The sequence below is a fragment of the Salipiger sp. PrR002 genome, assembly GCF_010500775.1.
GTDB lineage: Bacteria > Pseudomonadota > Alphaproteobacteria > Rhodobacterales > Rhodobacteraceae > Salipiger.
Map to the genome: position 1 here is coordinate 26869 of NZ_JAAGOU010000007.1, position 26023 is coordinate 52891.

A 26023-nucleotide genomic window follows, 5' to 3' on the forward strand; every position below is an offset into this window, starting at 1 on the left:
TTCCCTTTCTGTACTTGGGTCCGAAATTTTCGGGTGATTGGCTGCTCCGTGCGCCGGAGGGCACGCGGAGCGCGGTCGTATCTAGGCCGTAGCTCAGAGAGCGTCGGAGCCAGATTCGCCGGTGCGGATACGGATCGCCTGCTCGACAGGGCTGACGAAAATCTTGCCGTCGCCGATCTTGTCGGTTTTCGCGGCTGAGATGATCGCTTCGACGGCGGCATCCACCTGATCGTCGTCGAGCACCACTTCGATTTTCACCTTAGGAAGAAAATCAACCACATACTCCGCGCCCCGGTAGAGCTCGGTGTGGCCTTTCTGACGACCGAAGCCTTTTACTTCGAGCACAGAGAGGCCCTGAATGCCCGCGTCTTGCAAGGCTTCCTTTACCTCGTCGAGCTTGAAGGGCTTGATGATCGCCTCGACCTTCTTCATGGCCTGTCTCCTCGTGATCCCGTGTCGGACCCTGCCAGAACACTTCTCACCGGCGCCGACAATCGCATAGGCTGTCGCGGCAGGGAAATATGAGGCGATTTTTGGCATGTGGTTACATTTTGCGCAAGTCGCCGTTTATGTGGGCAGTTTGAAAACTTAAGGATCCGAGCAATGTCAGCACTCCTGACCAGTGCGCAGATGCGCTCCGCCGAGCAGGCTGCGATCCAAAGCGGTGCGGTGAGCGGCGCCGAATTGATGGAGCACGCGGGTGCCGGTGTGGTGGCCGCGGTCGGGCGCCGCTGGCTCGAGACCGAGCTTGAGACGCAGCGGGCGATTGTGCTCTGCGGACCGGGCAACAACGGCGGCGACGGTTTTGTCATCGCGCGGATGCTGCATGGCGCGGGCTGGGAGGTAGAGGTGTTCCTGCTGGGCGATGGCAAGCGCCTGCCGCCCGATGCGGCGCTGAATCACCGGCGCTGGTGCGAGCTGGGGCCGGTGCGGTCGCTCACAGAGGCGCCGCAACTGAACGGCGGGCAGGGCGTGCTGATCGACGCGCTTTTTGGCACCGGTCTGACGCGCGGGCTCGGCCCCGAGATCGCGGAGGCGCTGGCCCGCTTCGAGGCGCCGGAGTTTCAGGACTGGCAGCGCGTGGCGGTGGATGTGCCCTCGGGGCTTTGTGCAGATTCGGGGTGCGTTCTGACCAGCGGCGACGGGCCGGGTGCGGTGCTTCGCGCCGATCTGACGGTGACCTTTCATAGCGCGAAACCGGGGCATTTCCTTGCCGAGGGGCCGGGCAATTGCGGGGCGCTCGACGTGGTGGACATTGGTCTGGAGGACACGCCCTGCGCGGGCGCGGCGCAGCTTGTGACCGGGCCGAGCGTGGCCTTGACCAAGAGCGCGGGGCATAAGTTCGGCTATGGCCATGCGCTGGTGCTGAGCGGCGGTTTCGGCAGGACGGGCGCGGCCCGGCTTGCGGCGCGCGCGGCGCTGCGTGTCGGCGCGGGGCTGGTGACGCTCGGCGCCCCCGGCGGCGCGCAGATGGAGGTGGCGTCGCAGATCACCGCCCTCATGCTGCGCCGCATAGAAGAGGCCGAGGATCTGACGGCGATGCTCGAAGACGGGCGGCTCAATGCGCTTTGTCTCGGGCCGGGGCTTGGCATCGACAGGGCGCGCGCGCTTGTGCCCGCGGCGCTGATGGCCGGACGGGCGACGGTGCTGGACGCCGATGCGCTCAGCGCCTTTGCCGAGGCACCGGAGGTGCTCTTCTCCTGTCTGCACCCAAACTGCGTGCTGACGCCGCATGGCGGCGAGTTCGCGCGGCTCTTCCCTGACATCGCCGCGGGACTGTCCGCGCCCGCGACCAAGGGACCGGCGCTCTCAAAGCTCGACGCGGTGCGTGCTGCGGCGGCGCGCGCGGGCTGCACGGTTCTGCTGAAAGGTGCCGACACGGTGATCGCGGCACCGGACAGGGCGGCGTCGGTCCACGCGGCGGTCTATGGGCGCGCGGCGCCATGGTTGGCCACGGCGGGCGCGGGGGACGTGCTGGCGGGGCTGATCTGCGGTCTGATGGCGCGCGGCGCGGAGCCGATGCAGGCCGCCGAAACAGCGGCCTTCCTGCACGTCGAGGCGGCGCGCAGATTCGGCCCCGGCCTCATTGCTGAAGATCTGCCCGAGGTGCTGCCGCGGGTGCTCGCCGAGTTTGCTGGGTAGGTGCCATGTGTCGGCGGCGGGCGCTCACACGGGCAGGGGCACCGGATCGGCCGAGGCCAGTTCCAGCCCGTCACCATAGAGGATATGCGGCTGATCGAAGCTGAGCGCCACGAGTGTGGCGGTGCGATGGCCCAAGGCGCGCACGAAATGGCCATCCTCGATCCGGCTCAGCGGCACCAGCGCCTGACTGGCCCCAAACAGCGCCGAGGCGCGCCAGCCGCGCATGAGAATCTCCTGATCGGCGGGCAGCACCGTGTCGCCCTCGGGGCGCGAATTGCCCAGCGACCCAGCCTTGATCGCCACCATGTCGACGGCCCGCCGGAAATGGCGGACCCGGCGCAGGATGGCGACGCCGCTGTCGCGGGTGATGACCCGGTCTCCCGGAGAGAGATATTCCGCCGGCAAAGCGCCATCGAGGGTCAGCACCGTAGTGCCAGCCACAAGCGCGTTGAGCCTGCACGAAGAATCGATATGGCGCGCGGGAAGGCTCCCGTCGTCGCGCCGGACCGTTTTCGGTTCCATGGGCGCTGTCCTGCTTTATCACTGCCTCGTTTTGCCAGACCCTACGTCAATGGCAGATTAAAGTCGCGCGTTTTCTGGAAGGTGATTTTTCCTCTCGCCTCGCCTGTGGCTCTTTGCTAGAGATCCGCCCGATCCGGGCGCTTTGCGCGCCTGTGTGCGGGTGTGGCGAAATTGGTAGACGCACCAGATTTAGGTTCTGGCGCCGCAAGGCGTGGGGGTTCAAGTCCCTCCACCCGCACCATCTTGATCTTCTTCGGGAAATTCTGAGCCGGTCCGTGTGGCGCTCGAACAGCTGTGGCGCTACGGCCACGGTTGAGCAACGTCAGCTGCCCTGCGCTTCGCGCGCGGCGGCGTCGGCCACGGGGTCCGAGGCGATCTCTCGCGGGCTGCGGGCGCGAAGGTGCTGCCAGCCCCAGAGGCCCAGCATCGCAAGGATCGAGACATAGCCGTCGATCGCATAGTGATAGCCGCTCCAGACCGAGAGCAGCAGGATCGCGGCGGCGAAGGCGAGGCCGGGCAGCACCAGCAGGGCCGAGCGCTCCAGACAGTACAGCGTGACGGTGAAGGCCACCGAGACATGCACCGAGGGAAAGGCCGAGATGCCGGTTCCCAGCGCGTGCTTGCCGCTGCGATACATCCGCCAGAGAAACTCCTGCACCTGACCGAGGAAGATCTGATCGACGCCCTGCGTGTCCAGCATCTGCTGCAACTCGGTGAATCGTGCGGTGCCAAGCAGCCGGTCATAATAGATCGGCCCCACCGACAGCCCCGCCAGCGCCAGAAGGTTGCCGATCAGCACCCACGCCGCGCAGTAGAGCGTGAGAAAGCGGCTCACGCGCGCGCTGTCATCATCCGTCGCCACCAGCAGCACCGGGAAGAGAAACGCCAGCAGCAGCCACGGCCCCTGATAGACCGGCAGGATCTGCCGCGCCACATCCGAGCCCAGCGTGTCATCCACCAGCCGCCATGGGTCGGTGCCGCCGTGCAGCCATGCGTCGAGATCGGCGAGCAGCGGATCGGCGAAATAGGGCAGCAGCGCCGGCATGCCGGTCTTGAACAGGGTGAAGCCGAAGTTCAGCGCCGCCACGCCAAGGTAGGCCAGCGTGATCTGCAGCGCGACCATGGCCACTGTCCCTTGCTTGCGGCGCTTGGCGCGCAGCAAGGCGAAGACCAGCACGATGCAGAACAGGGTGAACATTTGCACCGGCACGCGCGTCCCAACGGCCAGCGAGCTGAGCAGATGGTCGAACACGCCGTCGCGGGTGAGCAGGGCGAACGCCAGCGACGCCGCCGCATAGAATGCGCCGAACGTGAAGAAACGGAACGCCGGTGTTGCCTGCATCATGCCTCGCTGCGGTGCTGCCTCAATCCGGTCTCTATCGCCAGATTGCGGCGTCAGGATGCGGATTTTGTGGAAAGTTCCCCTCACAGCCACACCAGCGCAAGAGCGGCTCGCAGCTAGGCCCGCCGCTGTTGCGCGGGCTCAACGGTGCGGTTGGCCCGGGCAACTTGGCGAAATGGGGCGCGCGCAGGCAAACAGGAGAGATATGACGCGGCCGCGCCAGAAATCAACGTGCGCGCAAGCACATAGCGTGCCGCTCGCGTTAACAGGTCAACTGTTTGCACCTCGGGGACTGGCTTGTTAGGCACCGCCCCGATGACCAAAAACGACAAAAAGAGGTCTGTTTGCGCCGCGTTCCTGCGCGGCCATCCGAACCCCCGGACGCCTCAGGCGACCCGGCGTTGTTTTGAAATCCTCCCATTCAAGTTTGTAAGGAGTTTACCCATGCGTAAGCTGACGCTCGTTTCCACCGCTCTTGCCGGCTCTCTGGTGCTGCCCCTCGCGGCGCAGGCACAGGATGACGCGGGCCAGTGCGGCGACGTTTCCATCGCGCAGATGGGCTGGGCCGCCGCCGAGGTGACCACCAATGTCGCGAAATTCATGCTCGAGCAGGGCTATGGCTGCGATGTGAGCCTCGTGCAGTCCGACACCGTGCCCGCGATGACCTCGGTGGCCGAGAACGGCGAGCCGGACGTGATCACCAACCTTTGGATGAACTCGGCAGGCGATGCCTACAAGAAGCTCAAAGAGGGCGGCTCGCTGGTCGAACTGACTTCGGTGCTGGAGCCGGGCGGCGTCGAAGGCTGGTGGATCCCCACCGCGCTGGCCGAAGAGCACCCCGAGCTGACCACCATCGAGGGCGTGATGGAGAACCCCGAACTGGTCGGCGGCCGCTTCAACAACTGCCCCGACGGCTGGGGCTGCCGCGTGGTGTCGGACAACCTCGTGCGTGCGCTCGATCTCGAAGGCGCGGGCATCGAAGTGTTCAACCACGGCTCGGGCGAGACGCTGGCCAGCTCGATGGGCGCGGCGGTCACCGATGGTGAGCCGTGGTTCGGCTACTACTGGGGCCCGACCGTGCCGATGGGCAAGTATGACATGACGCAGGTCAAGCTGGGCGACTACGACGAGTCCGCCTTCAACAACCTGCAGAACCCCGACACGCCCGACCCGCAGGTCTCGGAATTCCCCGCCGCGCCGATCCTCACCGCCGTGACCGCGGAGTTTGCCGAAGAGAACCCGGCGGTGACCGAGTTCTTCCGCAACATGAAGTTCGAAACCTCGACCATGAGCGGCCTGCTGGCATGGCAGGACGAGAACAACGCCTCGGCTGAAGAGACCGCCGTGCATTTCATCACCGCCAATTCGGGCGAGTGGCAGGGCTGGCTGAACGAGGACGCGCAGGAAAAGCTCTCGCAGCTGCTGCAGTAATCGCATGACCCAAGGGCGCAGTGCGCCCGCTCGAACGGGGCCGCCGGGCGCGGTCCCGTTCTTTTGCTTTCACAATTCAGGGCGGGCCCGCTGAGGGTCCGGACATCGATACATGGCAACATATGACGGTCTGTTCGACACGTTGGGGCTGCGGGATTGGTGCGATGGCGGGGCCAGCGATGGTCCCATGTCCATGGCCGACCTGCTGGCCAAGACCAAGGGCGGCGATGCCGCCGAGGCAACCTCGCTTTGGGATCTTCCCTTTCCCTCGCTCGATGCGCTGCACGACGCCTGCGGCGCGATTCCCGAAACCCGCGATCTCACCGATGGGCTCGAGCAGGGCTTTCTGGGGATCCGTGATGCGCTGCGCGTCGTGGTCGATCCGCTCACTCAGCCGCTCAGCTGGATGCTGCGCGAGTCGCTCGTGGTGATGACCGACACGCCGTGGTGGATCATGGTGCCGATCCTGCTGCTGATCTGCTGGGCCGTGACGCGGTCGTGGAAGATCGTGGGCCTCGTGGCCGCTGTGATTGGTCTGCTGGCCTTTGTGGACCATTACACGGTGGCGATGCAGACCCTCGCGATCATCTTCGTCTGCGCCTTTATCTGCGTTCTCTTCGGGGTGCCCATAGGCATCGCCATGTCGCGCAGTGACAGGCTTCAGCGCGTGGCGATCCCGGTGCTCGACATGCTGCAGACGCTGCCGCCCTTCGTCTACCTGATCCCACTGATCTTCCTCTTCTCGGTGACCGAGCCAAAGCTCTACGGCATCGCGGTGATCCTATACGCCATCGTACCGGTGGTGCGGTTGACCGACCTTGGCATCCGCCTCGTCGATCAGGACGTGATCGAGGCCGCCGACGCCTTCGGCATGACCAAGAGCCAGAAGCTCTTTGGCGTGCAGATCCCGCTGGCGCTGCCCAACATCATGGCCGGTGTGAACCAGACGATCATGATGAGCCTTGCCATGGTGGTCATCGCCTCGATGGTCTCGGCGCCGGGGCTTGGCATCCTCGTGCTGCGCGGCATCCGCAACCTCGAACTGGGCACCGGCCTTGTGGCGGGCTTTGGCATCGTGGTGCTGGCGATCGCGCTGGACCGTGTGACCAAAGCCTCGCTCGCGCGCATCGACGCCAGCCAGTCCAGCCGCTGAAGGAGGATGACATGACAGACACTGTGAAAGTCTCGATCCGCAATCTCTACAAGATCTTCGGCGAGGACCCTCAGGGCGCGCTGGCCGAGGTGAAGGCGGGCAAGTCGAAGGCCGATCTGCTGGAGACCTCGAACCACGTGCTCGGGCTCGACGACATCAACGTCGACATGCGCGAGGGCGAGATCACCGTGATCATGGGCCTGTCGGGCTCGGGCAAATCGACGCTGATCCGCCACCTCAACCGGCTGATCGAACCCACCGCGGGCGAGGTCATCGTGAACGGCGAGGACATCCTGTCGTTCAATGAGACCCGCCTGCGCAAGTTCCGCCGCGAGAACATGTCGATGGTGTTCCAGAAGTTCGCGCTGCTGCCGCATCGCACCGTGCTGGAAAACGCCGGCATGGCGCTGGCGACGCGCGGCGTGAAGCGGGCCGACTATGAGGCCGAGGCGCAGAAGTGGCTCGACCGCGTCGGCCTTTCGGGCAACGGCGAGCAATATCCGCACCAGCTTTCGGGCGGCATGCAGCAGCGGGTGGGCATTGCCCGCGCGCTGGCGTCGAACTCGGACATCATGCTGATGGACGAAGCCTTCTCGGCGCTTGATCCGCTGATCCGCACCGACATGCAGGACCTGCTGCTGGAGCTGCAGGAAGAGCTGCACAAGACGATCATCTTCATCACCCACGACCTTGATGAGGCGCTGAAGCTGGCCGATCACCTTGTGATCCTGAAGGATGGCGCGGTGGTGCAGCAGGGCGAGCCGCAGCATATCCTGCTCAACCCGTCCGATCCCTACATCGAAGAGTTCGTCGCCGACATCAACCGCGCCCGCGTGCTGCGCGTGCGCTCGGTGATGCACAAGGGCGTGCCCGGAGGCGAGCTGTTCAGCGGCGATGTGCAGCACACTGACAACCTCGAAAGCGTCATCGCCGCAGCGGGCGGCGAGATGGACCGCCGCTTTCGCGTGCTGCGCGGGGGCAAGCCGGTGGGCGTGATCGACATGGCGGATGTGATGCGCGCGCTGGTGCCGCGGGTGGCCGAAGAGGCCGCCTGAGCCGCAGCGCTCCCGTAAAAAGGAAAAGCCCCGCGTCCCTGATGGGTCGCGGGGCTTTTTCGTGAGGGCCGTCTGGTGCAACGCTCTGGCGCAACCCGCTGCGGGGGCGTGGCGCGTTCCTTCGGGAACAGCTGCGATCCGAGCGGGGGGAGGGCGTCTCCGGTCACTGGCGGAAAGCTGCGTGGCTGCCTGGCTGTCATAAAGACGCTGGGGCGCGGCGTGGTTTCGGCTGGCGGGGAGATCGATAGCTGGCTGGCGTCTGGGCTGGCTTGCTGTCTTGAGCCTCAGATAACCGCCCGCCGCAGGGTGCGCAAGGCCTTGCGTGAAAAAAATGAGTAAATTCATATAGTTGAGTGAATTTATCGGATTTCTGGGCGAAGATTTTTCCCCGTCGTTTCAGACAGCTACCGGGGCCTCGCGCGCGGCGCGGACCGCGCTGGCGATCAGCCCCAGATGCTGGTCCCAGCTGCCGCAGCAGCCGCCCCAGATATCAATGCCGGGATAGCGCCGCGCCAGATCCCCCATCATGCGCGCCAGCTCGACCGGGTCGCCTTCCTCGATATGCCCCAGCTTGCACAGCGACACCTTGTCCATCTTCGCCGCATTGGGCCGCAGCGAGCGCAGGCGCTCGGTCCATGCGCCGGGCTCCAGCGCAGGTTCGAACTCCACCGGGTGCGAGCAGTTGATGCCATAGCTATCGGGAGCCGACTCGCCTGCCTCAGCATCGGTCGCCTCTATGGCCTCACGCAGGCTCGGACCCGAGCGTAGGTGGTGGCTGCTGTCGAGGGTGAACGAGAGGTTCAGCGGCAGGCCCGCTTCTGCGGCGGCGCGCGAAAGCCCCACCGCTTCGGGCACATTGTTGATCGTCGCGGCCCACACCAGATCGACGCCGCACGCGCGGAGCGTCTGCATCTGCGCCGTATGGTACTCCTCGGCCTCTGCGGCGGTGATTTCGCGGTTGAGCGCATAGGCATCACCGCGCGGACCAACACAGCCCGCGATCGCGACGCGGGGCAGCTGCCGCTCGTAGGGGCGGGCGACCTCGCGCAGGAAGTCGATGCATTTGTGCTGCATCTCGCGCAGGCCTTCGGCGGAATAGCCCAGCTTCGCTCCCCAGTCCGGACTGGCGCGATAGTCAAAGCCCGAAAGCAGCGCCGCAAACCCATGTTCGGCAGCGGCATCGAGATAGCGGCGGTACATGGCGCGCAGGTCCGTGACCGCCGTTGGCTTGTCCATCAACTCGAACATGGCAAACTCGCGCAGAGGATGGCCGTGCCGGTACATGACCTCGGTCTCGGTGCCGCCCTCCGTCAGATAGAGCAGCCCTTGCACGCGCGGGAATGTGGTTGCCTTGGCCATGCGGTCCTCCTCGCCGACGCCGGTCTTCTGGTGACAATAGCACATCTCGGACGACCCTGCGCCGGCAGGTCAGGTGGGAGGTCAGGTGGGAGGTCAGGTGGGAGGTCTGGCGGCAGGTTAAGCGGCGGGCCAATGCCGGGCTGCGGGTGCTTGCCCTTGCCCGAGGACGGCGGGGATGCCATATCGCCCGGAAAGATTTACGGCAAAACGAGAGGGGCACGGACCTTATGTTCGATCTGACGGGAAAATGCGCGCTGATCACCGGCGCATCGGGCGGCATCGGCGGCGCCATCGCCAAGGCGCTGCATGACGCTGGCGCAACGGTGGGGCTCTCGGGCACCCGCGAGGCACCGCTGCAGGAACTGGCGAACGAGTTGGGCGAGCGCGCCTTCGTGCTGCCCTGCAACCTGTCGGACCCCGAAGCCGTGGCGGCTCTGCCGAAACAGGCGGCCGAGGCGATGGGCGCGGTCGACATTCTGGTCAACAACGCCGGCATCACCCGCGACAACCTCTTCATGCGCATGTCGGACGAGGAGTGGCAGTCGGTGCTCGACGTCAACCTCACCGCCAACTTCAAGCTCTGCAAGGGCGTGATGCGCGGCATGATGAAGGCGCGCTGGGGCCGGATCATCAACATCTCGTCGATCGTCGGTGCCACCGGCAACCCCGGTCAGGCGAACTATGCCGCCGCCAAGGCGGGCCTCGTCGGGATGACCAAATCGCTGGCCTATGAGGTTGCGAGTCGCGGCATCACCGCCAACGCGGTGGCCCCGGGCTTCATCGAGACCGCGATGACCGACAAGCTCAACGATGATCAGAAGTCGGGCATCATGAGCCAGATTCCCGCGGGCCGTATGGGCACCGCCGATGAAATTGCCGCAGCGGTGCTCTATCTTTCGAGCGCAGAAGCTGGTTATGTCACAGGCGCGACGCTGCATGTGAACGGCGGAATGGCAATGCTCTGACCGGGTGCCTTCGGGCATCTCGGAAAGCGTTTGCCATCCTGCGCGCGTATGCTATAGGCGCGCAGGAACTTTGACCGGAGAGGGCCTTGCGTGCTTTTCGGTCGCTCCCGGCCAGCCGGGGATACGCTGCCCGGTTCCGGGCGGATTGAGCAGCCACCCCGCTGGGGCGAGGGCAAGAGATGGGTCAAACGGCCCAAGGACATTGTGAGGACATAAGAATGAGCGATATTCCTGATCGCGTGCGCAAGATCGTGGTAGAGCACCTGGGTGTTGAAGAAGACAAGGTGACCGAGAGCGCCTCCTTCATCGACGATCTGGGCGCAGACAGCCTCGACACCGTGGAACTGGTGATGGCCTTCGAAGAAGAGTTCGGCATCGAGATCCCCGATGACGCAGCCGAAACCATCCAGACCTTCGGCGACGCGGTGAAGTTCATCAAGGAAGCCTCCTGAGCTTTTCCGACTCCGTCACCGGAGTTGCAAGCGGCGCCCCTCGTGGGCGCCGTTTTGCGTTCTGGAAGGGCGTGTCGGGCGGGGGCGTTGCGGAAAAAAGGGGGCGCTGCCCCCTCGGCCTGCGGCCTCACCCCCGGCGTATTTTCAAAGAGAAGAAGCGCCCGGGCTACGCGCGCGCGGTCCTTCTTCTCTTTTCAAATACGCAAATCCGGCGGTTCAGCCCGCGATGCGCACATTCAGCAGGGCGCAGCGCCGCTCGTAACGGATGACCTGCAGCGCCGCGTCGAGGGCCGGGCGCAGATCCTCCGGCGTCTCGACCGCGCGGGCCCAGGCGTTGCTCGCCTCGGCCACCTTGCAGAAGTCGGGCGCGGGCGCGAGGCCGGTGAGCGGCATCTGGTTGGCGCGGCTCGCGGCACCTTCGGGGTAGAGCCCGGTGACCGAGGCGCGCACCGCGCCCCATTCGGCGTTGTTGAGGATCACGATTAGGATCGGCAGCGCCAGCGCCTCGGCGATCTGATGGCAGGCCACGGGGTTGGCGAACATATAGCTGCCATCGCCGAGCGTCGCGACGCAGAGCCGGTCAGGCTCGGCCAGTTGCGCGCCGAGCGCGGCGGGGAAGGACCAGCCAAGGCCGCCCGAATGCGGCTCCTGAAACCACGAACGGTGCGCGCGGCGCGGCAGCGGCCCCAGCATCGTGCCAAGCTCCGAGAACACCGACGACGGCGCTTGCTGCGCGTCGAGCGCCTCGCCGAGGATATGGCTGACGGCGGGTTTGGTGAGGATCTCTGCCTTGGGCTGCGCCGCCTCGGTCTGCGCCTGCCGGGCGCGGGCGGTGGTCTCGGCCAGCCGGGCGCGGCGCGGGGCGATGTGATCGCCCTTGGCCAGCCCCTCCATGGCGGCGATCAGCGCCGGGATGCTGCGGGCGTTCTCGCCGGTGATCGACAGGTCCGAGCGGAAATTGCGCACCGGGAAGCGCGAGAAGATCGGGTCGGGGCCCATGTTGATCACCTTCGCGCCGGGCTTTGGCGCATGGGCGTCGGGCATCCATGGCGCGAGGCTATCGAGGATCAGCACCACATCGGCTTGCTCCAGCCACGGACCGGGGTCGGCGCCCACGTGGCAGGGGTGGTCGGTGGCAATCGCCAGATGCGTCGCCCACCACGAGCAGACCGCGATCCCCCACGCCTCGGCCCAGTCGGCGAAGGCGGCGAAGCTTTCGGCATCGCCCGCGCCGCGCTGCGCGATGATCAGCGGGTGCTCGGCCTCGGCCAGCCAATGCGCCAGCGTGGCGATCGCCTCGGGGTCCGGCGCGGCCTGCGCGGGCGCCATGGTGGCGGGGGCCTCCAGCCCCTCGGTGGAGACATGCTCGCAGAGCACCTCGCGCGGGATCGACAGGTACACCGGGCCCTTGGGGGTCGAACTGGCGATGGCATGGGCGCGGTCGAGCAGGCCCGTCACCTGCTCGGGGAATTTCAGCTCATACTCCCATTTGCTCGCCTCGCGCACCAAGGCGGCCTGATCGCGCATCTCCTGCCCCCAGCCGATGGGCACGGTGCGGGCGCCGAAGCGGCCTTGCTCGGTGACCGGGGTGCGGCCCGACATGAGGATCATCGGGATATGCTCGCAGGCGGCGTTGATCGCGCCGATGGCGCCATTGGCCAGCCCCACATTGGTGTGCAGCATCACCGCCTGCGCCTTGCCGGTCATCAGCGTGTAGCCATGCGCCATACCCATGGCCGCGTGCTCATGCGGCATGACCAGCGCTTTCGGCAGATCGATGCCCTCGGCGGCGGCCTGCGCCAGCCCCTCGATGATCGGCGGAAAGTCGGTGCCGGAATTGGCAAAGACATAGTCCACGCCGAGCGCCTTCAGCCGGGGGAAGATCGCGCCCCCGGCGGTGACGGTTGCCTTGTCTTTCATCTCAGCCTCCCAGCAGCGATGGCAGCCAGAGCGCCAGAGCGGGGAAGGCCAGAAGCAGCGCCACCCGCACGAGCTCGGCGCAGAAGAAGGGCGCGACGCCCTTGAAGGTTTCGATCATTGGCGTGTCCTTGGCCAGCGCCGAGATGATGAAAACGTTCATCCCCACCGGCGGGGTGATCAGCCCCAGTTCCGCGACGATGAGCGCGAGGATGCCGAACCAGACCTTGAGGTCTTCGGTGCTCATGCCAAAGCCCGCGCCATCGGCGGTGGCATATAGCCCGCCGTTGATCTCGACCAGCATCGGCCAGAAGAAGGGGATCACCAGCAGGATCATCGACATGCTGTCCATCAGGCAGCCCAGCAGGATCAGCGCCACGAGGATCAGCACCATCACCGTCATCGGCGCCATGCCGCTTTCGGCGATCCATAGGGCGGCCTGCTGCGGCAGACCGATGCGCGACATGAAGATCTTCATCAGTTCGGCACCGAGCAGGATCACATAGATCATCCCCGAGGTGCGGGCGGTGGATTTCAGCGCGATGACCATCTGCGCCAGCGACAGGCGGCGCTTGGCCATGCCGTAGACCCAGACGAGGAATACGCCCACCGCCGCCGCCGGGGTGGGGTTGAAGAATCCCGCATAGATGCCGCCCAGCACCAGCCCAAAGATCACCATGACCGGCAGAAGGCCCAGCGTCGCCGAGATAAACTCAGAGCGGTTCGAGGCGCCGCCCGGCGGGCCTGCCTCGGGGCGGATCATGACATAGAGCGCGATGGTCAGGATGAAGAAGATCACCGCGAGGATGCCGGGCAGCATGGCCGCGGCGAACATGGTGACGATATTGGCCTCGACGATCACCGCGTAGACGATCAGCACCACCGAGGGCGGAATGAGGATGCCCAGCACGCCGCCCGCTGCGAGCGAGCCGGTGGCCAGCGATCCGGCGTAATTGTAGCGCTTGAGCTCGGGCAGGGCGACCTTGCCCATTGTCGAGGCGGTGGCCAGCGACGAGCCGCAGACCGCGCCAAAACCCGCACAGCCCGCGATGGCGGCCATGGCGGTGCCGCCGCGCATCCAGCCGAGCCATGCGTTGGCCCCGCGAAAGAGCGCCTGTGAGAGCCCCGCGACAGTGGCCAGCTCGCCCATCAGCACGAACATCGGCACGACCGACAGGTCGTAGATCGAGAACTGCCCGTAGGCGAGGGTCTTGAGCTGGCTCATCAGCAGCATCGGCCCGTTGACCAGCGCGATGCCGACACCGCCGACGAGGATCATGCCGTAGGCGATGGGAATGCGGATGGCGATGAGCACCACAAGGATGACCAGCGACAGGATGCCAAGGGTGATGGGATCGCTCATGGCCGCACCTCCGACAGGCTTTCCTTCACCGTCAGAGCGGCGGCGGCGATCAGCAGCACCAGCGAGACGAGGATCGGCACGAAGGCCCACCAGATCGGCAGCTGCAGGATCGTCGTCGTGTAATTATAGGCCTTCTGGTCGAGCATCCCGAGGTACATGCGCCACACGAGGATGCAGGCGAAGCCAAAGGCGATCAGCGAGGCGAGGGCGCGCAGCACCGCCAGCACGGGGCCGGGTGCGTTCGCGGTGAAAATGTCGGCGGTCACATTGGCGTCCGTCAATTGGCAATAGGGCAGAAAGGCAAAGACCGCGACGGCAACGCCCATCTCGGTCAGTTCGAAATCGCCGGGGAAGGGTTTGGCCACCACGGCTCCGACCACCGAGGCGATGTTGATCAGCACGATCACCAGCAAGAGCACGCCGCCCAGCAGCGCCCACAGGGTGACGAGACGTGCGACCGCAGCGGAGATCCCGCTGCGGCCTTCGACTTCTGCGGCGAACATCAGTTGCTCATGCCCGCGTCGGCGTTTTCCTCGATCAGCGCGCGCGCTTTCTCGACCATCGCCTTGCCGTCGATGCCCTTGGCGGAGACATCTTCGATCCAATGGTCGACCACCGGCTCGAGCGCGGTCTGGAAGGCCGCGGTTTCTTCTTCGGTGAGGGTGACATGGGTGTTGCCCGCGTCGGTCGCGACCTTGATGCCGCGCTCGTCGATGTCGCGCCAGATCTGGCCGACCTTGGCCACCCAGTCCCGATCCGAGGCGTCGCGGAAGGCTGTCTGCACATCTTCAGGCAGGCTGTCCCAGCGCGCCTTGTTCATCGAGACCTGGAAAGTGGTGGTGCCAAAGCGGGTCTTGTCGGCCCCTTCGATCTGATACTGGGTCTGGTCCTGAATCTTCAGCGCCGGGATGATCTCCCACGGGATGAAGGCGCCATCGACCACCTTCTTGGACAGTGCCTGCGGCAGGTCCGGCACCGGCATCGAGACCGGCGACGCGCCAAGCGCCTCGATCACCCATGCCCCGGTGCGGGTGGGGATGCGCAGCTTCAGCCCTTCCAGATCGGTCGGCATATGCACCTCGGTGTCCACCGTCTGGATGGCCTGACCGGCGTGGACATGCAGGAACATCGGCTCGACGCCCTTGAAGTCGTCCTTCAGGTAGTCGTCGTACATATCGTAAAGCGCGAGGTTCGCGGCCACCGGATCGTTCTTGTAGACGAAGGGCAGTTCCATCACCTCGGTGCGCGGGAAGAGACCCGGCGTATAGCCGTTCACCGTCCAGATCAGGTCGACGACACCGTCGCGCGCTTGGTTGATCAGTTCGGGCGGACGTCCGCCGAGGGTCATCGAGGGGTAGATCTCGATCTTCACCTTGCCGCCGGAGTTCTCCTCGACGGCCTTTGCCCAAGGCTCCAGCATCTCGGTCTGCGCCGGTGATTTGGCGCCAAGGAAATGGTGCAGCTTGAACACATGCTCCTGCGCCCATGCGCCGCTTGCGGCGGCGCTGAGGGCGAGGGCCGCGACAGCGGTTTTTGCCAGTTTCAGTTTCATGATTTCTCCTCCCATTTATGGTCCGACATGATCCCTCCCCGGATCAGATCGGGTAGTGCAGATCACCGTCCTGCGTCGTCAGCCAGCGCAATTCGGTGAACTCGGCGACTCCCCACGTGCCGCCAAAGCGACCGTAGCCTGAATCTTTCACGCCGCCGAAGGGCATTTGCGCCTCGTCATGAACCGTCGGGCCGTTGACGTGGCAAATACCACTCTCGATGCGCCGGGCGACGGCCATGGCGCGGGCCTGATCGCGGCCAAACACCGCCGCCGACAGGCCAAATTCGCTTTCGTTCGCCACGCGCACCGCCTCGTCGACGCTGCCGACGCGGATGATCGAGGCGACGGGGCCAAAGCTCTCTTCGGTGTAAAGGCGCATCTGCGGGGTCACCCCGTCGAGCGCCGCGGCGTTCAGGATGGTGCCCGAGCCGCCGCCGCCGATCAGCCGCGCGCCCTTCTGCACGGCGTCCTCGATAAGGTCGCGGATGCGGTCCGCAGCGCCCATGTTGACGAGGCTGCCGAGCGGCGCCTTGCCCTCGCGCGGGTCTCCGGCGGTAAGGCTTTCGACCTTTTCGGCAAAAGCCGAAACGAAGGCGTCGGCGATCTCATCCATGACGATGATGCGCTCGGTCGACATGCAGATCTGGCCTTGGTTCATGTAGGCGCCAAAGCCCGCGGCGGCGACGGCGGCGGGGATGTCGGCGTCATCGAGAACGATGAAAGGCGCCTTGCCGCCCAGTTCCAGCAACGAGGGTTTGAGGTGCCGCGCCGACAACTCGGCGACGATCCGGCCCACGCGGGTCGAGCCGGTGAAGTTCACCCGGCGCACGGCGGGGTGGGCGATCAGCGTCTCGACCAATTCCGGCGCATCCTCGGGCGCGTTCGAGATGGCGTTGACCACGCCCTTGGGCAGGCCCGCTTCCGAGACCGCCTCGAGGATCAGCGCATGGGTGCGCGGGCACAGCTCGGAGGTCTTCATCACCACGGTGTTGCCGCAGGCCAGCGGCGTCGCGATCGAGCGCACGCCGAGGATCACCGGCGCATTCCACGGCGCCATGGCCAGCACCACGCCCGCAGGCTGGCGCACCGCATAGGCGGTAGAGCCGGGGCGGTTCGAGGGCACGATCTCGCCCTTGATCTGGGTCGTCAGGCTGGCCGCTTCCAGCAGCATGTCGGCGGCGAGCATGACGTTGAACCGGGCCCATGCCTCGGTTGCGCCGATCTCGGATTTCATCGCAGCGACGATGTCGTCACCGCGCGCCGCCAGCGCTTCCGAGGCTTTGATCAGCAGCTTGCGGCGCTGGCCTGGCGGCACGGCGGCCCATTCGGGAAAGGCCGCGGCGGCAGCATCCACGGCGCGGATCGCATCGGCCTTGCTGGCCGCGGCGGCGCGCGTGGCCAGCTCGCCCGTCACCGGGTTGGCGCGCTCGAACTGGCGCTCTTCCTCGGCGGGCACATGTTCGCCGTCGATAAACAGGTTGAGGCTGTCCATGCCTGTCTGTCTCCTTGTTAAATGAATTCGTTTTCAAGAGGCTCGGAGGTGCCGCCCAGAAAGGCGCGCTGCACCGCCGGATCGCTCTGCAACTCTGCGGCGCTGCCGCCACCGACCACGCGCCCGGCTTCCAGCAGGTAGCCGCGGGTGGCGAGGGCGAGGCTGGCGCGCACGTTCTGTTCGACGATCAGCAGCGTCAGCCCGGTCTCACGGATGCGCCCGAGCGCGGCAAAGACCTCCTTGGTGACGATGGGCGCAAGCCCGAGGCTGGGCTCGTCGAGCAGCAGCAGATCGGGGTTCGACATCAGCGCGCGGGCGATGGCGACCATCTGCTGCTCGCCGCCCGACATGGTGCCGACAAGCTGTTTCTGCCGCTCGGCAAGGCGCGGGAAGAGATCCAGCACCTCGCGGCGGCGCGCCTCGGCACCGCTGCGCGCGCGCGCCGGGTGGCAGCCGAGCGCGAGATTGTCCGCCACGCTCATCCGGGCGAAGATGCCGCGCCCTTCGGGCACCAGCGCAATGCCGCGCTCGACGATTTCATGCGCGGGCACCTGCGCCAGATCCTGCCCCTCGTGGCTGATGGTGCCCGAGGCCGGGCGAACCACGCCGCCCACCGCCTTCAGCAGCGAGGATTTCCCCGCGCCATTGGCGCCGAGGATCACCACGCATTCGCCCTTGTCCACCGCCATGCTCACCCCGCCAAGCGCGGTGTGCTTGCCGTAGGTCAGACGCAGGTTGTCGATCTCAAGCATCCTCTTCTCCCAGATAAGCAGCGACCACATGCGGGTCCGACAGGACTTGGTCGGTGGGGCCGTCGGCGATCAGCGTGCCGGAGTTCATCACCGCGCAGCGCGGGCAGAGCGCGCGCACCGCGTCCATGATGTGCTCGACCATGACGATGGTGATGCCGGTACGCTCCAGCTCGCGGATCAGGTGGATGCCCTCGTGCAACTCGGTTGGATTGAGCCCGGCGAGCCATTCGTCGAGCAGCAGCAGCTTGGGCCCGGCGGCCAGCGCGCGCGCCAGTTCCAGCCGCTTCTGGTCGATGTAGGTCAGTTCCGACGCCTGCTGCCCGGCGCGGGCGTGCAGCCCGACCAGATCGAGGCATTCGGCCACCTGCGCCTTCAGCGCGCGCCCCCAGAGCCGGTCCGGACCAAAGGCGGCGGGCACCATGACGTTCTCTTCCAACGTCAGCGAGGGCAGGATCTTCACCAGCTGGAAGGTCCGCGCCACGCCCGCTTTCGCGATGCGGTGGGGCGGGGCGCCGGTGTGGTCGCGCCCGTCGATGACCAGCGCGCCCTCGGTGGGTTTCAGCGCGCCCGAGATGAGGTTCATCAGCGTGGTCTTGCCCGAGCCGTTCGGCCCCAGCAGCCCCAGAACCTCGCCGCGCCGGACTGTGAGCGAGACCTCGTTCACCGCCGTCAGCCCGCCGAACCGCTTGGTGAGCCCTTGGGTTTCCAGCAGCACGCTCATGCGTTCACCTCCTTGCGCTCATCTTTCGGCGCGCCGTTGCCGCGCGGGCCGCGGAACTTCTCCAGCGCCGCCAGCACGCCGTTCGGCAGCGCATAGACAACCGCCATGAACATCAGCCCCAGCAGGATCGAGAAGTGATCCGGGAAACGCGCCGAGAGCCATTCGAAGAGCAGGAACAGCGGCACCGCGCCACAGATCGGCCCCCAAAGACGGGTCGCCCCGCCAAGCAGCGCCATGATCACCGTCAGGAAGCTGACCGTCGGGTTGAAGACGATCGAGGGTTCCACATAGACCCAGCGCGGCGCTTGGATCGCGCCCACCAGCGTGATGATCACCGACGAGGCGACGAAGAGCACCAGCTTGGTCCGCGCGAGATTGATCCCCGAGTGCGCCGCCACGGTCTCGTCATCGCCGATCACCCGCAGCGCAAGGCCAAGGCGCGAGCGCCGGATCCATGCCGAGAGCGCCAGCGTCGCCGCGCCGAGCGCCAGCAGCTGCCAGTAGATGTGCTTGGCCTCCAGATCGAGGAAGATGTAGCGGCCCAGCGTGCCGGTCACATTGACCTCGAACCAGGTGATCAACTGGCGCACCAGTTCCGCAAGGCCGAAGGTGAAAATGACGAAGTAGATGCCCGCAAGGCGCAGGGTCGACAGGCCCACCAGCAGCGCCATGATCCCGCCGATCCCGGCGGCGCAGAGCAGCACCAGAGGGTAGGGCAGCACCTCGTTCAGCACCGCCACCGTGTAGGCGCCGACGCCGAAGAAGGCGACCGTGGCCAGCGAGATATAGCGCGTCGGTCCCGAGAACATGGCCCAGGCGGTGGCCAGCGTCACATAGCCCGCAAGACCCACCAGAAGGCCGGTGCCATAGTCTCCAAGCCAGAACGGCAAGGCAAAGAGCAGCCCCAGGCAGACGGTTGCGATCAGATAGTGCATCGTCTCAACCCCCCGCCTTGCCGAACAGCCCCGTCGGCCGCCAGAGCAGCACGGCGAGGAACAATGTGTAGGTTGCGGCCAGCGTCAGGCCCGGATCGATGAAGGCGGCCACGAAGGTCTCGGCCAGCCCCAGCAGCAGACCCGCGATGAGCGCGCCGAGGATGTTGCCGACGCCGCCCATGATGACGACGATCAGCGCCTTCATGGTGAAGACCACGCCATCGGTGGCCGAAAAGGTCTGGAACATCGAGATGAGCGCGCCACCGGCAGCGGCCAGCGCGCCGCCAAGGGCAAAGCCCTGCCGTCCCAGCTTGTTGACGTCTATGCCGACGAGATAGGCCGAGGCCGGGGCAAGCGCCACCGCACGCAGCGCGCGGCCCCAGCGGGTGCGGATCATCAGGGCGTAAAGGCCAAAGCCGATGATCAGCGACACCGCGAAGGCGATCAGCCGGTTGGCGGCGATGGTGGTGCCAAGGATGCCGACGCCTTGGTCGAGATAGCTGTAGGAGGTGAAATCGCTGCCAAAGGTGATCAGCATCAGCCCCTGCACGACGAAGAGCAGGCCGAAGGTGGCCAGAATGGTGTCGACCTCAAGCCGCCCGCCGCCGCCCGAGCGGTTGATCAGCGGGCGCATCATCACCGCGTGGATGATCCAGCCAAGCGCATAGCCCAGCGGCACGACGACCAGCAGCCCCCAGAGCGGGCCAAGACCCCAGCTGGTGAACATCATCGTCACCGCGAAACAGGCGAGCAGCATGAACTCGCCATAGGCGAGGTTCATGATCCGGGCGATGCCGTATTGCAGCGACAGACCTAGCGCCAGAAGCGCATAGGTGCCGCCCAGCACCAGCCCGAGAAAGAGCGTGGAAAGAAACATTTATCGTCCCTGCTAGAGGGTTGGGGCAGGGCGGGCGCAGGGCCCGCCACCGCCGATTACCATTCGGGTTTCGGGATGACCGGGGCGGCTGCGCCGGTCTGGTCAGCGGGGCTCACGGCGACGAAGTGCTCGCCCTGCCACTGGCCGACCCACCACAGCTTGCGCAGCTGGTTGTCTTCCAGCTTCACCTCGCCGATCACCGTCTCGAAGCTGCCGGTGGAAAGCTCTTGCGCCAGCGCCTCATGGTCGAGGCCGACGCGCTTCACCGCCTCTTCCAGCATCTCCAGCGAGGCATAGGTGATCGCGCTCGCCCAGCTGTCGGGCGGGGCGCCCTTGGCTTCGGTGTGCTTGGCGAAATACTCCTGAATGGCGGGGCTGGAGGCATCGACGCCGCCGATGGACATCACGCCCTCTTGCTTGCCTTCGGTGATCTTGCCGTAGATCGGGAAGGCGCCGCCGACGCCGATGTAAAACACCTTGGGATTAAAGCCGGTGGTGATCGCCTGTTTGGTCACGCCAAAGCTGCCCGGCGGGTAGGAGAAGGCGACAAAACTGTCAGCGCCCGAGCCCTGCACCTCGTTGAGAATCGCGGCAAAATCGGAGGTGCCGAGCGGGTAGCTCTCGTCGTAGACCAGCTCGAACCCGGCCTCCTCAAACGCCGGGCGCGCGGCCTTCACCAGATCGATGCCAAAGCCGTCGGCGACCGAGATCATCGCGACCTTGTCGTTGATCGTCCCGGCCTCCTTGGCGGCGGCCAGCGTCTCGACCAGCGCGGTGGCGTAGTCATGCCCGCCGCCCAGCATCCAGAACGAGCGGTCCCAGCGCTTGGCAAACTCGGGCGCCTTGTCGGTCACCGAGGTGACGGCCAGTTGCGGATAGCCGAAACGGTCCATCAGCGGCGCGATGGCAAGATTGCCGCCGGTACCCCAGGGCGGCAGGATCAGATCGACCTTGTCCTGCGTGGCAAGCCGTTCGATGGCGCGCACGAGGTCTTCGGCGCTGGAGCGGTCGTCATATTCGATCACTTCGATGGGGCGGCGGCTGCCGTCGGGCATCTCGAGCCCGCCTGCGGCATTCACCTCGCTCACCCAAAGCTCGTAATTGGGGATGGTGGTGATGCCCGCGCCGGTGGCGCTGGGGCCGGATTTCGACACGGCATAGCCGATGGTGACAGGGTCTTCCTGTGCCGCCAGCGGGGCGCTGAGCGCCAGCGCCGAGACCATGGCAAGCGGCAACGCGCGCAGCACGGCGCGCCTCGTGTTGTGTAACATGCAGTCCTCCCGTTGATGCATTTGCAGCATCCGATTGCGCCACACGCGTCCCCCTCCTCGAGGCGTCCTGTGACGGGTGACGAAGAAGGTATCTGAAAAAAACATTGATAAAATGCACTGGTGCGGGGAAGAATTGCACGCATAAGGACCAAAGCGCGCCCAAATCATGAGCATGATGAAAACTTACCCGCTGCGGCAGGCCACGCATCACGGCATTACCGCGCATGAAATCCGCAGCCCGCTGGCGGAAACCACTTACGGTCTGCGCGAGGAAAGCGCCTGCCTGCTGCTGCTTGAGGCCGGGCGCGCGCGGGTCGAGGGCGCGGCGCGCGACATGGCGGTGGAATCGCCGCGCTTCGTCTGGCTGGCGCCGGGGCGGGCGGGGGCGCTGCGGCTGTCTCCGGGCAGTCGCGGCGAGATGCTGCAGCTCAGCAAGGGCGCGCTGGCGCGGGTGCTGCCCGCCTCGGCCTTTGGCGACGAGTTGAGCCAAGTGCTGCGCGGCGATCTGTCGGTGCCGGTCGGGCCGGAGCGCGCGCAGATCCTGCGGCGGCTGGCGGAACTGCGCGAAGAACTGACCGGCGGCGCGCCGGGGGCCGAGATGATGGCGGGCCACATCCTGTCGCTGCTGCTGATCCAGCTTTGGCGCGGGGTGAAGGCGGGGCGGCAGCGCCCCGATGTGGCCACCGGCGGCCTCGTGCAGGGCTTCGTGCAACTGGCCGGGCTGCATCTGCGCGAGCACTGGCAGGTGGGAGACTATGCCGCCGCGCTGGGGGTCTCGCGCGACCGGCTTTCGGATGCGGTGCGCCGCGCCACCGGGCGCGCGCCGCAGGTCTGGCTGCATGAGGCGCTGCACCGCGAGGCGGCGGAACTGCTGACCAACTCCGGCCTGCAGGTGGCGCAGGTGGGGTTCCGGCTCGGGTTTTCGGACCCGGCCTATTTCAACAGGTTTTTCAAACGGATGGAGGGCGTTCCTCCGAGCCGGTTCCGACGCCGCGCGGCGCGGCGCAGCGCGCCGTCCACGTCCTATGCGGCGTGGCCGTGACACCGATTGAACAGAGCGCCATCTGCCAGGAATCAAGGCCGAAGGCCGCCGGGCGAGCGCCTGCCCGTCCCGGCGGGCTGGCGCATTTGCGATCTCAGTCTCAGCTCACCCCGCGTCCGGGCTGGAGGGATAAAGCGCCTTGCACATGCGGTGCAAAGCGCCCACCCAGGCTCGGGCGCGTCCCTCATCGCGAAGGATCAGGGATCAGGCCCGCCGCCGCCGTCCGCCGCGCCGCCCGCCACGGGACTCGGCACCGCTGTCTTCGCCCTTGTTCATGGCGATCCATGCCGCGCCGTGCGGGTCTTGGTTCACGAGGAAATTCGCCGCACGGATCGCGATCATCTCGGCGCCGGGACCGGCCTTCATCGCGCCCAGCCCGAAGAGCCGCACGAAGCTTTCGTCGTCGATCTCGGGCAGGGTGATGCCCGCGGCGGCGACCTCGGCCTTCTTCGCAGCGATCTTCGCCTGCGTCACCGGCAGGGCGACGGGGTTCATGATCGCCGAGGTCATGCCCGCGCCGATCGCCATGGGCAGGAAGGCGGTGTTGATGCCGTGGCGGTTGGGCAGACCGAAGGAGATGTTCGACGCGCCGCAGGTGGTGTTCACCCCAAGCTCTTCGCGCAGCCGCCGCACCAGCGCAAAGACCTGCTGGCCCGCCGTGGCCATGGCGCCCACCGGCATGACCAGCGGATCGACCACGATGTCATGCGCCGGGATGCCGTAATCCGCCGCGCGCTCGACGATCTTTTTCGCCACGGCAAAGCGTATTTCGGGGTCTTCCGAAATGCCGGTGTCATCGTTGGAGATCGCCACCACCGGCACGTTGTATTTCTTCACCAGCGGCAGCACGCGCTCGAGCCGCTCTTCCTCGCCGGTGACCGAGTTCAGCAGGGGGCGGCCCTGCGCCGCCGCCAGACCTGCCTCCAGCGCGCCGGGCACCGAGCTGTCGATGCAGAGCGGCACATCCACCAGATCCTGCACCAATTCGATCAGGCTGCGCATCAGCGGCGGTTCGGTCTGGTTCGGATCGGGGTTGGAGTTGTAGACCACGCCCGCGTTCACATCGAGCACCATCGCCCCCGCCGCCACCTGCGCCAGCGCGTCGGCCTCGACGGTGGAGAAATCCCCGGCCTCCAGTTCTGCCGCCAGCTTCTTGCGGCCGGTGGGGTTGATCCTTTCGCCGATGACGCAGAACGGCTCATCAAAGCCGATGGTCACGGTGCGGGTCCGGGATTCCAGAACGGTGCGAGTCATGTAGGGCCTCCTCCCTGGTCGAATGCTATTCCAGCCGTGCGAGCAACTCCTCGAGGGCCGGGTCGGTGTAATCGCGGATCACGGTCTGCGCGCCCGCGGCGCGCAGCTGGTCGGCGCTCAGGCCGGACGACAGGATGCCCACGGTGTGCGCGCCCGAAGCGGCGGCGGCGCGCATGCCCGAGGGGCTGTCCTCGAAGGCGATGCATTCCTGCGGCGGCACGCCAAAGGCGCGCATGGCCACGGCATAGGGCTCGGGGTCGGGTTTGGCGCGGGCGCATTCGTCGCCGATCACCAGCGTCTCGGCGAAGGCGCGCAGCCCGGTGGCACCGAGCATCGCCTCGGCATTGTCGCGCGGGGCATTGGTCACCACGGCGATGCGCCAGCCCTGCGCCTTGGCCCGCAGCATCAGCGCCTCGGCGCCCGGCATCGGCGCATGGCCATCGCCCAGCTTGTCCCGGAAGCGCGCTTCTTTGTGGTTCGACAGCGCCTGCGCGTCCTCGCCGGGAAACAGCTCGGGAAAGCTCTCGAGATTGTGCCGCCCGTGGATGTCCGACAGGTAGCCCGCCTCGGTCAGCTCGCGCCCGCGTTCGGCGAAAAGATCGGCGAAGACCTCGAAATGCAGCGGATCGGAGTGCAGCAGCGTGCCGTCGAGATCGAAGAGAAGTGCGCGGATCATGCGGTGTATGCCCTTTGCCTGCGGTGGGGGCCGCTGGCTCAGACTGCCCGCGCGGCCGGTTGCGCGGCGGCGCCCCCATGCCGGGCCGCCCATGCCGCAGCCGCAGGGATGCCCCCCAGCGGGAAGAGATGCAACTGCGCGATGGGCAGATCGGGCTCGGCGGCGCGGGCGCGGGTGATCTCGGCGATCAGATCGTTGGGCTCGTAGGGCAGCATCAGCTTGCTGACGTCGCGGGCGCGTTTCTGCAGCACCTTGAGCGACGGGCCGACGCCGCAGGTGACGGCGAAGCGGATCAGCGTCTGAAGTTTCGCAGGCCCGGCGATGCCCAGATGCACCGGCAGATCGATGCCCTCGTCGCGCAGGCGGCGGCCCCATGCGAGGATCGGCGCGGCATCAAAGGCAAACTGCGTGACCAGCGCCATCTGCGCATCGCTGCGCTGTGCGAAGTCTTGCTTCCAGCGCAGCGCCTGCATCACTGCGCGGTCCGAGCCGTCGGGGTCGATGTCGCGGCTGCCCTCGGGATGGCCCGCCACATGCAGCCGGGTGAAGCCTGCGCGGTCGAAGACCCCGGTCTCGAGCAGCTGCATCGAGCTGTGGAACGTGCCGCGCGGCTCGGGGATGCCGCCGGCGAGGATCAGCCCTTCGGTGACGCCCGCCTCGCCCTGATAGCGGGCGATCCAGTCGGCGAGGGTCGCGGCATCGGGGATCGAGCGGGCGGGGAAATGCGGCATCACGGCAAAGCCCTGCGCTGCGAGCCGGGCGGCGGTGGCCACCATGTCCTCGATCGGCGTGCCGTCGATATGGGCGATATAGACGCGGGTGCCCTCGGGCAGCAGGGCGCGGAAATCGGGGATCGCGGCGGCGGTGCGCGGCATCACCTCGATCGAATAGCCCGCGAGGGCAGAGAGCGGCGTTACGGGAGCGGCGGCACGGGACTTGCGGAAGCTCAGCAGGGTCATCAGGGTCCTTTCACATCGGCGGGCTGCGCGGACCAGCCGCCGCGCTCGACGAGCGCGCGCAGGCGCTCGGGGTCATACTCGTGATCGAGCCGCGCGGCCAGCGCAGCGGCGCTCTGCGCGGCTGTGCCTTCGGCGAAGGCGCGGCGCCACGCGGCGAGATAGGCGTCGGTGCCGCTGGCCCCGCTTTTCATCGCGGCGCGGTCGATGGCCGCCTCGAACCGCGGCGGCAGCACGCATTTCTCGGCGCGCCGACCGGTGCCCGCGATCACCTGCGCGGGAATATCGCGCCAATAAAGGATGGTCATCTCGGTCATGCCGCTGGGCTCCCTTGTGCCTGAACTTCAGTCTAGGGGTGGGCAGGCGCGTGCCATGGTCGGTTTTCGACCGCGTAGCGGCCGTGAGCGACAGGCAGGGCCGGGCCAAACCCGATGCCGCGTTGCCGCGGGCTGGATGGGACGGTAGGCTTGTCGGTGTTTGTTCGGCAGTTGGGGCGGCGCCTTATGGTCATTGCGGTGGAAACCCACAAGATCGCCTATATGGCGCTGCCGAAGGCTGGCTGTTCGACGGTCAAGGCAGCGCTGGCGCAGATCGACCCGCAGGCGAGCCTGCCGCCCGAGGCCGAGCGCGACGTGAACAGCTGGCACGCGATCTATCCCACCCGCCGCTTCCGCCCGCACCGCTGGGAGAAGGTCGCGGATCATTGGCGCTTTTGCGTTGTGCGCGAGCCGCTGTAGCGGCTTCTGTCGGTCTACACCAACCGTGTCGTCGATCTGCGCGAGCTTCACAATTCC

The 26023-nt window shown here is 66.6% G+C and carries 26 protein-coding genes and 1 tRNA gene; 9 read left to right on the forward strand and 18 right to left on the reverse strand.

The window, feature by feature from the left end; all coding sequences use genetic code 11:
- Positions 1–93: 93 nt before the first annotated feature.
- Positions 94–432, reverse strand: coding sequence for a P-II family nitrogen regulator (locus G0A00_RS09120; RefSeq protein ID WP_164184131.1), 339 nt, complete (start codon positions 430–432; stop codon positions 94–96).
- A 171-nt stretch (positions 433–603) separates the two neighbouring features.
- Between G0A00_RS09120 and G0A00_RS09125 the strand changes: the two genes are divergently transcribed.
- Positions 604–2142 carry an NAD(P)H-hydrate dehydratase gene (locus G0A00_RS09125; RefSeq protein WP_164184129.1) on the forward strand — a complete coding sequence of 513 codons (1539 nt, stop codon included), beginning with the start codon at positions 604–606 and terminating at the stop codon, positions 2140–2142.
- A 24-nt stretch (positions 2143–2166) separates the two neighbouring features.
- On the opposite strand, the gene G0A00_RS09130 is transcribed toward G0A00_RS09125, so the two are convergent.
- Positions 2167–2664, reverse strand: coding sequence for a Hint domain-containing protein (locus tag G0A00_RS09130; protein WP_164184127.1), 498 nt, complete (start codon positions 2662–2664; stop codon positions 2167–2169).
- 156 nt (positions 2665–2820) lie between these two features.
- Here G0A00_RS09130 and G0A00_RS09135 point away from each other — a divergent pair.
- Positions 2821–2905: transfer RNA gene (locus G0A00_RS09135), tRNA-Leu, on the forward strand.
- 81 nt (positions 2906–2986) lie between these two features.
- On the opposite strand, the gene G0A00_RS09140 is transcribed toward G0A00_RS09135, so the two are convergent.
- Positions 2987–4009, reverse strand: coding sequence for a phosphatase PAP2 family protein (locus G0A00_RS09140; RefSeq protein ID WP_235953223.1), 1023 nt, complete (start codon positions 4007–4009; stop codon positions 2987–2989).
- Between the two features lie 441 nt (positions 4010–4450).
- On the opposite strand from G0A00_RS09140, the gene G0A00_RS09145 reads away from it, so the two are divergent.
- The 3 genes from G0A00_RS09145 to G0A00_RS09155 all read left to right on the forward strand — a co-directional run bounded on the left by G0A00_RS09145 (position 4451) and on the right by G0A00_RS09155 (position 7645).
- A complete protein-coding gene (locus G0A00_RS09145) occupies positions 4451–5437 on the forward strand; it encodes an ABC transporter substrate-binding protein (protein WP_164184125.1) in 987 nt (328 codons plus the stop codon).
- A 112-nt stretch (positions 5438–5549) separates the two neighbouring features.
- Positions 5550–6590, forward strand: a complete 1041-nt coding sequence (locus G0A00_RS09150) for a proline/glycine betaine ABC transporter permease (protein WP_164184123.1) — start codon at positions 5550–5552, stop codon at positions 6588–6590.
- 11 nt (positions 6591–6601) lie between these two features.
- Positions 6602–7645 (forward strand): glycine betaine/L-proline ABC transporter ATP-binding protein, encoded by a 1044-nt coding sequence (locus G0A00_RS09155; RefSeq protein WP_164184121.1) that lies wholly within the window; start codon positions 6602–6604, stop codon positions 7643–7645.
- A 396-nt stretch (positions 7646–8041) separates the two neighbouring features.
- On the opposite strand, the gene G0A00_RS09160 is transcribed toward G0A00_RS09155, so the two are convergent.
- Positions 8042–9004 carry a homocysteine S-methyltransferase family protein gene (locus tag G0A00_RS09160; RefSeq protein WP_164184118.1) on the reverse strand — a complete coding sequence of 321 codons (963 nt, stop codon included), beginning with the start codon at positions 9002–9004 and terminating at the stop codon, positions 8042–8044.
- 227 nt (positions 9005–9231) lie between these two features.
- Between G0A00_RS09160 and fabG the strand changes: the two genes are divergently transcribed.
- A complete protein-coding gene (gene fabG / locus G0A00_RS09165) occupies positions 9232–9969 on the forward strand; it encodes a 3-oxoacyl-[acyl-carrier-protein] reductase (protein WP_066106055.1) in 738 nt (245 codons plus the stop codon).
- Between the two features lie 218 nt (positions 9970–10187).
- Positions 10188–10421: an acyl carrier protein gene (locus tag G0A00_RS09170; RefSeq protein ID WP_007800270.1), complete on the forward strand. Its 234-nt coding sequence runs from the start codon at positions 10188–10190 to the stop codon at positions 10419–10421.
- A gap of 216 nt (positions 10422–10637) precedes the next feature.
- On the opposite strand, the gene G0A00_RS09175 is transcribed toward G0A00_RS09170, so the two are convergent.
- From G0A00_RS09175 to G0A00_RS09220, 10 genes are read right to left on the reverse strand one after another with little or no spacing between them, the layout of a single operon-like run.
- Positions 10638–12341 carry a thiamine pyrophosphate-requiring protein gene (locus G0A00_RS09175; protein WP_164184116.1) on the reverse strand — a complete coding sequence of 568 codons (1704 nt, stop codon included), beginning with the start codon at positions 12339–12341 and terminating at the stop codon, positions 10638–10640.
- A gap of 1 nt (position 12342) precedes the next feature.
- Entirely contained in the window at positions 12343–13701 is a 1359-nt protein-coding gene (locus tag G0A00_RS09180) for a TRAP transporter large permease (protein WP_066106137.1), read from the reverse strand.
- Positions 13698–14204: a TRAP transporter small permease gene (locus G0A00_RS09185; RefSeq protein WP_164184114.1), complete on the reverse strand. Its 507-nt coding sequence runs from the start codon at positions 14202–14204 to the stop codon at positions 13698–13700. Before G0A00_RS09185 ends, G0A00_RS09180 begins: the two co-directional genes overlap by 4 nt.
- Complete coding sequence (locus G0A00_RS09190) at positions 14204–15253, reverse strand: TRAP transporter substrate-binding protein (RefSeq protein WP_164184112.1); 1050 nt, start codon at positions 15251–15253, stop codon at positions 14204–14206. The genes G0A00_RS09185 and G0A00_RS09190 overlap by 1 nt, the downstream gene beginning before the upstream one ends.
- Positions 15254–15296: 43 nt before the next feature.
- Positions 15297–16745 (reverse strand): aldehyde dehydrogenase, encoded by a 1449-nt coding sequence (locus tag G0A00_RS09195; protein ID WP_164184110.1) that lies wholly within the window; start codon positions 16743–16745, stop codon positions 15297–15299.
- A gap of 17 nt (positions 16746–16762) precedes the next feature.
- Positions 16763–17497 carry an ABC transporter ATP-binding protein gene (locus tag G0A00_RS09200; protein WP_164184108.1) on the reverse strand — a complete coding sequence of 245 codons (735 nt, stop codon included), beginning with the start codon at positions 17495–17497 and terminating at the stop codon, positions 16763–16765.
- Positions 17490–18218, reverse strand: a complete 729-nt coding sequence (locus tag G0A00_RS09205; RefSeq protein WP_164184106.1) for an ABC transporter ATP-binding protein — start codon at positions 18216–18218, stop codon at positions 17490–17492. The genes G0A00_RS09200 and G0A00_RS09205 overlap by 8 nt, the downstream gene beginning before the upstream one ends.
- Complete coding sequence (locus G0A00_RS09210) at positions 18215–19153, reverse strand: branched-chain amino acid ABC transporter permease (RefSeq protein ID WP_164184104.1); 939 nt, start codon at positions 19151–19153, stop codon at positions 18215–18217. The genes G0A00_RS09205 and G0A00_RS09210 overlap by 4 nt, the downstream gene beginning before the upstream one ends.
- A 4-nt stretch (positions 19154–19157) precedes the next feature.
- A complete protein-coding gene (locus G0A00_RS09215; protein ID WP_164184102.1) occupies positions 19158–20030 on the reverse strand; it encodes a branched-chain amino acid ABC transporter permease in 873 nt (290 codons plus the stop codon).
- A gap of 56 nt (positions 20031–20086) precedes the next feature.
- A complete protein-coding gene (locus tag G0A00_RS09220; RefSeq protein ID WP_164184100.1) occupies positions 20087–21301 on the reverse strand; it encodes an amino acid ABC transporter substrate-binding protein in 1215 nt (404 codons plus the stop codon).
- Positions 21302–21467: 166 nt separating this feature from the next.
- Between G0A00_RS09220 and G0A00_RS09225 the strand changes: the two genes are divergently transcribed.
- A complete protein-coding gene (locus G0A00_RS09225; RefSeq protein ID WP_164184098.1) occupies positions 21468–22343 on the forward strand; it encodes a helix-turn-helix domain-containing protein in 876 nt (291 codons plus the stop codon).
- A gap of 204 nt (positions 22344–22547) precedes the next feature.
- On the opposite strand, the gene G0A00_RS09230 is transcribed toward G0A00_RS09225, so the two are convergent.
- The 4 genes from G0A00_RS09230 to G0A00_RS09245 are packed head-to-tail and all read right to left on the reverse strand — an operon-like array spanning position 22548 to position 25546.
- Positions 22548–23597 (reverse strand): dihydropteroate synthase, encoded by a 1050-nt coding sequence (locus G0A00_RS09230; protein ID WP_164184096.1) that lies wholly within the window; start codon positions 23595–23597, stop codon positions 22548–22550.
- A 25-nt stretch (positions 23598–23622) separates the two neighbouring features.
- Positions 23623–24273 (reverse strand): HAD family phosphatase, encoded by a 651-nt coding sequence (locus G0A00_RS09235; protein WP_066106162.1) that lies wholly within the window; start codon positions 24271–24273, stop codon positions 23623–23625.
- Between the two features lie 38 nt (positions 24274–24311).
- On the reverse strand, positions 24312–25232 hold the full coding sequence (locus G0A00_RS09240; RefSeq protein WP_164184095.1) for a methylenetetrahydrofolate reductase: 921 nt from the start codon (positions 25230–25232) through the stop codon (positions 24312–24314).
- The gene (locus G0A00_RS09245) at positions 25232–25546 is read right to left on the reverse strand and encodes a virulence factor (RefSeq protein WP_164184093.1); all 315 of its coding nucleotides are present in this window, start codon (positions 25544–25546) and stop codon (positions 25232–25234) included. Before G0A00_RS09245 ends, G0A00_RS09240 begins: the two co-directional genes overlap by 1 nt.
- Positions 25547–25696: 150 nt before the next feature.
- On the opposite strand from G0A00_RS09245, the gene G0A00_RS26500 reads away from it, so the two are divergent.
- Positions 25697–25966 (forward strand): sulfotransferase family 2 domain-containing protein, encoded by a 270-nt coding sequence (locus G0A00_RS26500; protein ID WP_235953222.1) that lies wholly within the window; start codon positions 25697–25699, stop codon positions 25964–25966.
- The last annotated feature ends 57 nt before the right edge of the window (positions 25967–26023 follow it).

Bases quoted from the DNA above. Each gene is read 5' to 3' on its own strand.
- G0A00_RS09120 (WP_164184131.1), bottom strand. From the start codon at position 432: ATGAAGAAGGTCGAGGCGATCATCAAGCCCTTCAAGCTCGACGAGGTA.
- G0A00_RS09125 (WP_164184129.1), top strand. From the start codon at position 604: ATGTCAGCACTCCTGACCAGTGCGCAGATGCGCTCCGCCGAGCAGGCT.
- G0A00_RS09130 (WP_164184127.1), bottom strand. From the start codon at position 2,664: ATGGAACCGAAAACGGTCCGGCGCGACGACGGGAGCCTTCCCGCGCGC.
- G0A00_RS09140 (WP_235953223.1), bottom strand. From the start codon at position 4,009: ATGATGCAGGCAACACCGGCGTTCCGTTTCTTCACGTTCGGCGCATTC.
- G0A00_RS09145 (WP_164184125.1), top strand. From the start codon at position 4,451: ATGCGTAAGCTGACGCTCGTTTCCACCGCTCTTGCCGGCTCTCTGGTG.
- G0A00_RS09150 (WP_164184123.1), top strand. From the start codon at position 5,550: ATGGCAACATATGACGGTCTGTTCGACACGTTGGGGCTGCGGGATTGG.
- G0A00_RS09155 (WP_164184121.1), top strand. From the start codon at position 6,602: ATGACAGACACTGTGAAAGTCTCGATCCGCAATCTCTACAAGATCTTC.
- G0A00_RS09160 (WP_164184118.1), bottom strand. From the start codon at position 9,004: ATGGCCAAGGCAACCACATTCCCGCGCGTGCAAGGGCTGCTCTATCTG.
- fabG (WP_066106055.1), top strand. From the start codon at position 9,232: ATGTTCGATCTGACGGGAAAATGCGCGCTGATCACCGGCGCATCGGGC.
- G0A00_RS09170 (WP_007800270.1), top strand. From the start codon at position 10,188: ATGAGCGATATTCCTGATCGCGTGCGCAAGATCGTGGTAGAGCACCTG.
- G0A00_RS09175 (WP_164184116.1), bottom strand. From the start codon at position 12,341: ATGAAAGACAAGGCAACCGTCACCGCCGGGGGCGCGATCTTCCCCCGG.
- G0A00_RS09180 (WP_066106137.1), bottom strand. From the start codon at position 13,701: ATGAGCGATCCCATCACCCTTGGCATCCTGTCGCTGGTCATCCTTGTG.
- G0A00_RS09185 (WP_164184114.1), bottom strand. From the start codon at position 14,204: ATGTTCGCCGCAGAAGTCGAAGGCCGCAGCGGGATCTCCGCTGCGGTC.
- G0A00_RS09190 (WP_164184112.1), bottom strand. From the start codon at position 15,253: ATGAAACTGAAACTGGCAAAAACCGCTGTCGCGGCCCTCGCCCTCAGC.
- G0A00_RS09195 (WP_164184110.1), bottom strand. From the start codon at position 16,745: ATGGACAGCCTCAACCTGTTTATCGACGGCGAACATGTGCCCGCCGAG.
- G0A00_RS09200 (WP_164184108.1), bottom strand. From the start codon at position 17,497: ATGCTTGAGATCGACAACCTGCGTCTGACCTACGGCAAGCACACCGCG.
- G0A00_RS09205 (WP_164184106.1), bottom strand. From the start codon at position 18,218: ATGAGCGTGCTGCTGGAAACCCAAGGGCTCACCAAGCGGTTCGGCGGG.
- G0A00_RS09210 (WP_164184104.1), bottom strand. From the start codon at position 19,153: ATGCACTATCTGATCGCAACCGTCTGCCTGGGGCTGCTCTTTGCCTTG.
- G0A00_RS09215 (WP_164184102.1), bottom strand. From the start codon at position 20,030: ATGTTTCTTTCCACGCTCTTTCTCGGGCTGGTGCTGGGCGGCACCTAT.
- G0A00_RS09220 (WP_164184100.1), bottom strand. From the start codon at position 21,301: ATGTTACACAACACGAGGCGCGCCGTGCTGCGCGCGTTGCCGCTTGCC.
- G0A00_RS09225 (WP_164184098.1), top strand. From the start codon at position 21,468: ATGAGCATGATGAAAACTTACCCGCTGCGGCAGGCCACGCATCACGGC.
- G0A00_RS09230 (WP_164184096.1), bottom strand. From the start codon at position 23,597: ATGACTCGCACCGTTCTGGAATCCCGGACCCGCACCGTGACCATCGGC.
- G0A00_RS09235 (WP_066106162.1), bottom strand. From the start codon at position 24,273: ATGATCCGCGCACTTCTCTTCGATCTCGACGGCACGCTGCTGCACTCC.
- G0A00_RS09240 (WP_164184095.1), bottom strand. From the start codon at position 25,232: ATGACCCTGCTGAGCTTCCGCAAGTCCCGTGCCGCCGCTCCCGTAACG.
- G0A00_RS09245 (WP_164184093.1), bottom strand. From the start codon at position 25,546: ATGACCGAGATGACCATCCTTTATTGGCGCGATATTCCCGCGCAGGTG.